Source organism: Protofrankia sp. CiT1 (assembly GCF_917627335.1).
GTDB lineage: Bacteria > Actinomycetota > Actinomycetes > Frankiales > Frankiaceae > Protofrankia.
Window position 1 is genome coordinate 1 of the sequence record NZ_CAKJTP010000162.1, and the last position, 8,510, is coordinate 8,510.

The 8,510-nt window shown below is 68.8% G+C and carries 8 protein-coding genes; 5 read left to right on the forward strand and 3 right to left on the reverse strand.

What is annotated here, in order from left to right; genetic code table 11:
* The first annotated feature begins 121 nt into the window (after window positions 1-121).
* The 4 genes from MJ785_RS18470 to MJ785_RS18485 all read left to right on the forward strand — a co-directional run bounded on the left by MJ785_RS18470 (window position 122) and on the right by MJ785_RS18485 (window position 3,166).
* Window positions 122-1,237 carry an acyl-CoA dehydrogenase family protein gene (locus MJ785_RS18470; RefSeq protein WP_239312224.1) on the forward strand — a complete coding sequence of 372 codons (1,116 nt, stop codon included), beginning with the start codon at window positions 122-124 and terminating at the stop codon, window positions 1,235-1,237.
* A 260-nt stretch (window positions 1,238-1,497) separates the two neighbouring features.
* Window positions 1,498-2,253: a FadR/GntR family transcriptional regulator gene (locus tag MJ785_RS18475; RefSeq protein WP_239312226.1), complete on the forward strand. Its 756-nt coding sequence runs from the start codon at window positions 1,498-1,500 to the stop codon at window positions 2,251-2,253.
* Between the two features lie 203 nt (window positions 2,254-2,456).
* Window positions 2,457-2,831 carry a type II toxin-antitoxin system RelE/ParE family toxin gene (locus MJ785_RS18480; protein ID WP_239312227.1) on the forward strand — a complete coding sequence of 125 codons (375 nt, stop codon included), beginning with the start codon at window positions 2,457-2,459 and terminating at the stop codon, window positions 2,829-2,831.
* Window positions 2,828-3,166: an XRE family transcriptional regulator gene (locus MJ785_RS18485; RefSeq protein ID WP_239312229.1), complete on the forward strand. Its 339-nt coding sequence runs from the start codon at window positions 2,828-2,830 to the stop codon at window positions 3,164-3,166. Before MJ785_RS18480 ends, MJ785_RS18485 begins: the two co-directional genes overlap by 4 nt.
* Window positions 3,167-3,837: 671 nt before the next feature.
* On the opposite strand, the gene MJ785_RS18490 is transcribed toward MJ785_RS18485, so the two are convergent.
* From MJ785_RS18490 to MJ785_RS18500, 3 genes are all read right to left on the reverse strand, one after another.
* Window positions 3,838-5,058: a CaiB/BaiF CoA-transferase family protein gene (locus MJ785_RS18490; RefSeq protein WP_239381998.1), complete on the reverse strand. Its 1,221-nt coding sequence runs from the start codon at window positions 5,056-5,058 to the stop codon at window positions 3,838-3,840.
* Window positions 5,055-5,831, reverse strand: coding sequence for an enoyl-CoA hydratase/isomerase family protein (locus MJ785_RS18495; protein ID WP_239310386.1), 777 nt, complete (start codon window positions 5,829-5,831; stop codon window positions 5,055-5,057). The genes MJ785_RS18490 and MJ785_RS18495 overlap by 4 nt, the downstream gene beginning before the upstream one ends.
* 77 nt (window positions 5,832-5,908) lie before the next feature.
* Window positions 5,909-7,060 carry an acyl-CoA dehydrogenase family protein gene (locus MJ785_RS18500; RefSeq protein ID WP_239345122.1) on the reverse strand — a complete coding sequence of 384 codons (1,152 nt, stop codon included), beginning with the start codon at window positions 7,058-7,060 and terminating at the stop codon, window positions 5,909-5,911.
* Window positions 7,061-7,270: 210 nt separating this feature from the next.
* On the opposite strand from MJ785_RS18500, the gene MJ785_RS18505 reads away from it, so the two are divergent.
* The gene (locus MJ785_RS18505) at window positions 7,271-8,443 is read left to right on the forward strand and encodes an acyl-CoA dehydrogenase family protein (RefSeq protein WP_239310384.1); all 1,173 of its coding nucleotides are present in this window, start codon (window positions 7,271-7,273) and stop codon (window positions 8,441-8,443) included.
* The last annotated feature ends 67 nt before the right edge of the window (window positions 8,444-8,510 follow it).

Sequence of the window (8,510 nt, forward strand, 5' to 3'; positions counted from 1 at the left end):
CCCGGCTACAGGCGTGCGCACCAGCCCCGCGACGCCTGTTCCGCCGCTCAGTCCATACCTTGCCGAATTAGCTTACTAATTATATTCTCTTTTAGAATATCGCCTGTAGCCAGGAGCTGCCGTGAACTTCGCCTTCAGCGAGGAGCAGGAAGAGCTACGCCGCACCGTGCGTGACTTCCTGGAGGATCTTTCTCCGGAATCCGAGGTCCGGCGTCTCATGGAAACCACCGAGGGTTACGACTCGGGCGTGTGGACGAAACTGGCGGGCGAACTCGGCCTGACCGGCCTCGCCATCCCCGAGGAGCACGGCGGTGCCGGCTACGGCTTCGTCGAGGTGGGCATCGTTCTGGAGGAGGCGGGTCGCGCGCTGCTGTGTGCGCCGTACTTCTCCACGGTCGTCCTCGCGGCGACAACGCTCGTCGCGAGTGGTGACGACGCCGCGCAGAAGGACTTCCTGCCGGGCATCGCCAGCGGCGACATCCGCGCCACGCTTGCGTTCACCGAGGAATCCGGCCGCTGGGACGCCGACGGGATCACACTTCCCGCGACCCGCAGCGGCAACGAGTGGCGGCTGAGCGGGTCCAAGACCTACGTGCTTGACGGCCATACCGCCGACCTCGTCCTGGTAGCGGCCCGCACCACCGCTGGAGTCAGCCTGTTCGCTGTGCCCGGTGACGCGCCCGGTCTCACCCGGACCGCCCTGCCGACCATGGACCTCACCCGCAAGCAGGCCCGGCTCGACTTCGACAACACCCCCGCCAGGCTGATCGGTGCCGACGGCGACGGCGCAACGGTTCTCCCGCGCGTTCTCGACACAGCGGCCATCGGCCTCGCCGCCGAGCAGGTGGGCGGTGCCCAGAAGGTCCTGGAGATGGCCGTCGAGTACGCCAAGATCCGGGTACAGTTCGGCCGGCCCATCGGTTCCTTCCAGGCCATCAAGCACAAGTGCGCGGACATGCTGCTCGACGTGGAGTCGGCCAAGTCCGCCGCGTACTACGGCCTGTGGGCGGCAGCCGAGAGCAACGACGAGCTGCCGGTCGTGGCCAGCGTGGCCAAGTCCTACTGCTCGGACGCGTTCTTCCACTGCGCTGCCGAGAACATCCAGGTACACGGCGGCATCGGCTTCACCTGGGAGCATCCCGCCCACCTCTACTTCAAGCGGGCCAAGACCTCGCAGCTCCTGCTCGGCGACCCCGCCTACCACCGCGAACAGCTCGCCCAGCGGATAGGCATCTAGGGCCGCCGGCCGCGTGACCGCGGTTCTGTTCGCGCGGCCGGAGACCTCGGGCGAGCTCAGCCGAAGGGCGTCCGCCGGCGACGCCACAAGCGTGTGCGACCAGACACCTCCCTGTTACCCGGCGACGCAGATCGAGCATCGATCAGCTAGATTATTGTCCAAGCGACCGCGCAGGGGACACCTCTACTCACCCGCCTCCGGCACCCAACGCCGGGTCACCACTCCCGTTCCGCGGCGGTGCCAACGAGCAGGAGGAATCCATGGCGACCGAAGACCGGGTCCGTGTGCCCAAGGCCGGCGAGATCGTCGCCAGCCATCTGCGCCGGCAGATCATCCTAGGCAAACTCGACGAGGGGACAGCGCTTCCGTCCGAGGCGGTTCTCATGGAACGCTTCGGGGTCTCTCGGCCAACCCTACGCGAGGGGTTCCGGGTCCTGGAGTCGGAAGGGCTGATCAGCGTACGCAGAGGCGCCCGCGGCGGCGCCCGCGTGCACCTGCCGACCGGGGACACCGCAGCCCGGTACGCGGGTGCGATCCTCCAGTACCGGGGCACCACGCTCGCGGACGTCTACGAGGCACGCGCGCTGCTGGAGTCCCGCGCCGCGGGCCTGCTCGCCGACCGGCACGACGACGATGACCTCACGCGGCTCAACGAGACGCTGGCCAAGTGCCAGGAAACCCTCGACGACCACGAACAGTTCATGTTCATCGATGCGGAGTTCCACCTCCTCGTCGTCGAGCTGGCGGGCAACCGGACGCTCCGGCTGCTGGTCGGGATGCTGTACCGCATTGTCGAGTCCGCCACTATGTCCTCGCACATGGCGCGCGTCAGCAACCCCGACCAGCAGCAGACCCTTGTCGGCAAGGCACATCGGGCCAACACCAAGCTCGTCCAGCTCATCCGCAATCACCAGACCGAGGATGCGGAGGCCTTCTGGCGCCGGCACCTCACCGCCGTCGGCAAGATCCTTCTGGAGGACGCCGACAAGCAGACCGTCCTCGATCTCCTGAGCTGAGTTCCACGTCCAAGGGTGCCAAAGCGCCCGGTGGCCTCTGTCTTTCACTGAGCTCGGTGGCGGGGCTGGCCTTGACCAAACGTGGCCGAACAGGTCGTACAAGCGCCGCTGGTCTGCGCCCCCGGCGGTGAGCACCCGTTCCTGACCCGACAACGTAGGTGACATATGCTGTCAGTGTTGTAGTCGGGTGATGAGGAGGCCGGATGACCTGGTCGATCATCGTGGTTGAGCCGGCACTGTCGTGGCTGCACGCACTCCGTCGCGGCGACCGCCGGACGCTCCTACTGATCAGCCAGGCAATCCAAGCGCTCAGTATCGAGGGTCCGGCCCTCGGCCGGCCCCTCGTCGACACGGTGCGGGGATCCCATCTGGCCAACCTGAAGGAGCTACGACCCGGGTCGGCGGGAGCGAGCGAGGTACGTCTCCTGTTCGTGTTCGACCCGCAGCGCCAAGCGGTGATCCTGGTCGGCGGCGACAAAGCCGGCACCTGGCAGAGCTGGTACCGCAGTGCGATCCCGCTCGCCGAGGCGGCGTACGCCGACCACCTCCGGCGGATGGAGAAGGGAGAAGACCGATGAGCGACCACCGGGCCGACCCGGACGCGCGCTCCTGGGAGGAGCTCACCCGGGAGTTCGGGTTCACCGACGCGGAACACGCTGAGATCGACGCCGGCGCGCAGCGGATGATCGCCGAGGCTCGTGCTTTCCGTCTGGCCGAGGTGCGTCGGCGTCAGCACACCACCCAGGTCGAGGTGGCCACGGCGATGGGCGTGACCCAGGCGCGGGTGTCCCGGATCGAGAAGGGGCAGCTGGAGCGGAGCGAGGTCGACACCCTCGCCGCCTATGTGCAGGCACTCGGCGGGAAACTGAAGATAATCGCTGACTTCGGGGACGAGTCATTTGTCCTCGGGTGATGCCGACGCTCGGCGCTGCGCCGGGACTCTCATGTCGGGCTGAAGGGTTCCGGCTTGTCGGAGACAACGGACCGGAAGCTCTCCACCTGATCCGTGTGTTTCCCTTGACCAGGGCGGCCACCCGCCTGCTGGCCGAGATCCGCGAGCAGGGCTATCCGGATAAGCAGCACCCTGCTCGTGTGCCACCTCCCAGCAGGGACACCCCGACCCCGCACGCGTCCCGCCGTCCCCACGTCACCGGGTCGACTGGCTTATGATCAGGCACGAGAACCTGCCCGATCACCGGCGGTGGCACCGAGACGACCTGGTCGCAAGCTGTCCGCAGATGACCGTCCTGGCCGCCCAGGTACGCGCGTTTACCTCCTACCCACCGAGCGCCGCAGCGAAGACCTCGACACGTGGATCAAAACCGTGCGGGACGACGACCCGCCCTGCATACTGTCGTCGCCAGCCTCGAGAACGACCACGAGGCGGCGACCCGCAAGGGCGGCGTCGGGTTCGCTCCGAACCTCGCGACCTACGACAGCACCGACGACGTGCTGGTCATCGACCCGCGGCCAGGCAACGCAACATCCAACAACGCTGCGGACACCATCGCCACCCTGACCCGGGCTGCCGCAACGCGACCGTCGCTCCCCGCCCTGCCCCGCCATACCCAACCGCGGCCGGCGTCAGACGATGCCGGCCGCCCGCAGCGCCCGCACCTGCGCCGGTTCGTAGCCGAGGTCCGCGAGCACCCCGTCGGTGTGCTCGCCCAGCGCCGGCACCGGCCCCATCCGCACCGACCACTGCGGCGAGATCGGCGGCGGCAGCAACGCGCGCAGCGGGCCGACCGGCGAATCGATCTCACGCCACCGGTCCCGAACCGCCAGCTGCGGATGCCTGACAAGATCGGTCACCGAGTTCAGGCGCGCATTGCCGATCCCCGCCTTGTCCAGCTGGGCCTGGGCGTCGGCCAGGAGCTGTCCGCCGGCCCACTCCCCCAGTACCGCGTCGACCCTGGGCCGGTCCCGGACCCGGTCGGTGTTACCGGCCAACGACGGATCCGTGGCAAGATCCGAGCGGCCGAGCACATCCTCGGCGAGGCGTTGCCATTCACGGTCGTTCGTCGTCCCCACCACGAGTACCTGATCGTCGGCGGTCCGATAGGCGCCGTAGGGCGCGACCGACGGCGAGCTCACACCGTTGGGCTCCTGATCGAGACCAGTGCCCAGCGTGTAGTAGAGGGGATACCCCATCCACTCGGCCGCCGCGTCGAACAGGCTGACCGAGATCTCCGCCCCCGTGCCGGTACGGCCTCGCGCGAGGAGAGCGGCCAGGACACTGGAGTACGTGTACATGCCGGCGGCGACATCGGCGAGCGGGATGCCCGGCTTCGCCGGCTGCCCGGGGAACCCGGTCACCGAGCATGACCCGGTCTCGGACTGCACGAGCAGGTCATAGGCGCGCTTCGCGGCCAGTGGCCCACCCTCCCCGTAACCGGAGATGTCGACGGCCACGGCCCGCGGATGGCGTTCCAGCACCTGATGGGCGGCCACGCCGAGCCTGGCGGCGGCACCGGGCGCGAGGTTTTGCACGACGACGTCCGCGCGCTCGATCAGGCGGGCGAGGACCTCAGCGCCCGCGGGTTTCTTCACATCGAGCGCGAGCGACTCCTTGCCCCGGTTGAGCCAGACGAAGTGGGCGCCCATGCCGTTCATGGCCTGGTCGTAGTCACGGGCGAAGTCGCCACCGCGCGGGTTCTCGACCTTCACGACCCGGGCGCCGAGATCCGCGAGATGCCGGGTGGCGAGCGGAGCGGCGACAGCCTGCTCCAGGCCGACCACGAACAGGCCCGCCAAGGGTGCGCAAGGCAGGCCGTCGGCACCCGTTCCGCTGGGAGACACGCTCATGACCTGGTCTGGAAGCTCTCGACGTTGCGGCGCAGCTCCTCGGTGGTGAACGACTCGCCCTCCGCGGCCAGGGAGAAGTCCAGCACCAGCCGGGCTGCCTGCGCCAGGTGCAGGTTGATCGCCCGTTTGGTGTCCTGGACCGCCTGCGGAGGCAGCCCGGCGAGCTTGTGCGCGACCCGGCGCGCCTCGGCCAGCAGCTCCCCGGCCGGGACCACCCGGTTGGCCAGGCCGAGGGCGACGGCCTGGTCCGCGGGGATGCGATCACCGGTGAGCAGGTACTCCTTGGCCCGCAGGATGCTCGTGGCCAGCGGCCAGAACGCCGCGCCGCCGTCGCCCGCGACCAGGCCCACCTGCACGTGCGGATCAGCCAGGAAGGCGGTGTCGGCGATCAGGACGATATCGCTCATGACGGCGATGGTCGCCCCGAGGCCCACCGCCGGGCCATTGACCGCCGTCACCACCGGGAGGTGGAAGCGGACGATCTCATCGGCGAGCCGCCGCGCCTCGCGCATCGAGTGGCGGCGGACCTCCACGTCAGCAATCTGCCTGGCCATACCCGGGATGTCGCCACCCGCGCTGAACGCACGCCCCGCCCCGGTGAGCACCACCGCGCGGGCATCCCGGTCGCCGGCGATGCGCGCCCAGACCTCGGCGACAGCTTCATGCAGGCCGTCCGCGAACGCGTTCAACGCGTCCGGCCGGTTCAGCGTGACAATGCGCACCGGGCCGTCCGACTCGACGAGGAGGACGCCCCCGAAGTCGTAGTCCGCCATATTCAGTGGCTGCCTCTCCTGGAGAACCCCGGGGAAGTTCCGGGACAACCGCGGTCAGACTGCGGTCAGACTGGCTGTCAGTAGCTGCGCAGGCCCATGCTGCGCGCGATCGCGTTGCGCTGGATCTGGCTGGTGCCGCCCGAGATCGGCGCGACGATGGACTCGCGCCAGCGGAAGCTCATCACGCTCTCGGTGGCGAAGCCATGGCCGCCGAGGATCTGCATACCCCACCGGGCCGCCGAGACATAGGTTTCGGACCCCTTGAGCTTGGCCATCGAGCCCTCGCGGGAACACGGCCGGCCCTGCGCGTGCAGCCAGGCGGCCCGGTAGGACAACAGCCGGGCGGAGTCGATCTCGACCTGGAGATCGGCCATCGCGTGTGACAGCGACTGGAAGTTGCCGATCGGACGGTCGAACTGCTGGCGCTGCTTGGCGTACTCCAGTGCCTCGTCGAGCGTGGCCTGGGCGACGCCGACGTATGCGCCGCTCATGAGCACGCGCTCGAGGTCGAGGCCGGAGAGCATGACCTTCCAGCCGCCGTGCAGCGGGCCGACCAGGTTCTCCCGGGGAACGACCACGTCGTGCAGGAAGACCTCGTTGGTGCCGAGGATGTGCCGGGCCAGCGTCGGCGTCCGGCGGATCTCCACGCCAGCGGTCGCGGGATCGACCAGCACCAGGGACAGCCCCTCGTGCTTCGGCGCGGACGGGTCGGTGCGCACGTACATCGCGATGGTCGTGCCGGGCAGGCCCGCCCCCGTACACCACGCCTTCTGGCCGTTGAGGACGAAATGGTCGCCGTGGTCGGCCGCGGTGGTGCGCAGCGCCGCGACGTCGGAGCCGGCGTCCGGCTCGCTCATGGCGATGGCGAAGCGCTCGGTGCCGTCGAGCATGCCGGGCAGGTACCGGTCGCGCTGGGCCTGCGTGCCCCACTTCAACAGGGTGAGCCCCGGGATGAAGGTCCCCGAATAGCACATGGCGATGTCGAGGCTGGCACGCCCGAGCTCCTCGGCGAGCAGGACGAGCTCGAGCGCGGTCCCGCCGCCCCCGCCGCTGTCCTCGGGCAGCGGGAGGCCGAACCACCCGAGGTCGGCCATGCCGCGAAAAAGCTCCTTCGGCAGGATGCCCTGTTCGTCCCATTCCTTGGCCAGCCGCGGCGGGCAGGTGCGCGAGACGAAGTCCCGTGCGGTCCGCGCCAGCATCCGCTGCTCGTCCGTGAGGTCAAAGTCCACGACAACACCTCTCCCATCAGGTAAATCAGCTAACCATAGCCCGTCGGATGATGTGGGTGGACCCGCCGACAGCCAGCGCACGACCAACCGCACGCCCGGCACGCCCCGCGGGACTTGCTATAGCCCTACCTATCAGATAACTTTTTATACGATTTTGTATCCTGAATCAGCCAGAGGCGCCCGCCTGGGCGCGAGTGGGCGAGGTAGCCGATGGACGTTGCCGTCACCGCGCAGGACAGGCAGTTCCAGGAGGAGGCGCGGTCATGGCTGGCCGATCATCTCACCGGTGACTTCCGGAGCATCCTGGGTGTCGGCGGCCCGGCGGACGACACCGCCTGGGAGCTCCGCCGGGAGTGGGAGAAGCTCCTCGCGAAGGACAAGTGGCTGAACATCGCCTGGCCGGTCGAGTACGGCGGCCGCGGGGGGACGCTGGCCCAGGAGATCATCTTCCAGGTCGAGCACGCCCGGGCACAGGCGCCGTACTGGGTGGGAGTCCACGGCCGTGACCTGTTCGGGCCGACCCTGCTCGCGTTCGGCACCCCCGAGCAGAAGGCCCGCTTCCTCCCGAAGATCACACAGGTCGAGGAGTTCTGGGGGCAGGGCTTCAGCGAGCCCGACGCCGGCAGCGACCTGGCTGGCCTGCGCACCCGCGCCGAACTCGACGGCGACGAATGGGTGATCAACGGCCAGAAGATATGGACGACGTTCGGCGGGTACGCCGACTGGCTCTACGTCCTGTGCCGCACCGACCCGGACGCCCCCAAGCACCGGGGGATCTCGATGCTTCTCGTACCCCGCCACCAGCCCGGTGTCGAGGTCCGGCCGATCCGGAACATGGCCGGCGGGACGGAGTTCGCCGAGGTCTTCCTCAGTGACGCCCGCACCAGCAAGGACCTGGTCGTCGGCGAGGTCAACGGTGGCTGGCGCGTGGTCATGGGCACCCTCGGCAACGAGCGCGGGGGCACCACCGTGCTGCCCTTCCAGGCCGGGTTCGAGCGCGAGATGCGGGCACTGATCGACCTCGTGAAGTCCCGCCCGGCCGACCCGGTGCTGCGCGACCGGATCGCGTCCGCCTACGTCGGCCTGCGGGTCATGCAGGCGATGAACATCCGCACGATCAGCCGGGCAGTCGCGAACGCGCACCCCGGGCCGGAGTCCTCGATCTCGAAGCTGTTCTGGTCCACCTGGCACCGGGACTTCGGTGAGCTGCTGATGGACGCGACCGGCGCCGACTCGATGCTGGTCGGGGACCACTACAAACTGAGCCTGTTCCAGGCGAGCTTCCTGAACTCCCGAGCGGAGACGATCTACGGAGGCGCTGTCGAGATCCAGCACAACATCCTGGGCGAGCAGGTGCTCGGGCTGCCCAAAGAACCACGCTGACCTGTCTGGCGAGGTGCATCCGGTGCCACTGTGACGACATCGGATGCACCTCGTTGCCATCACCTCA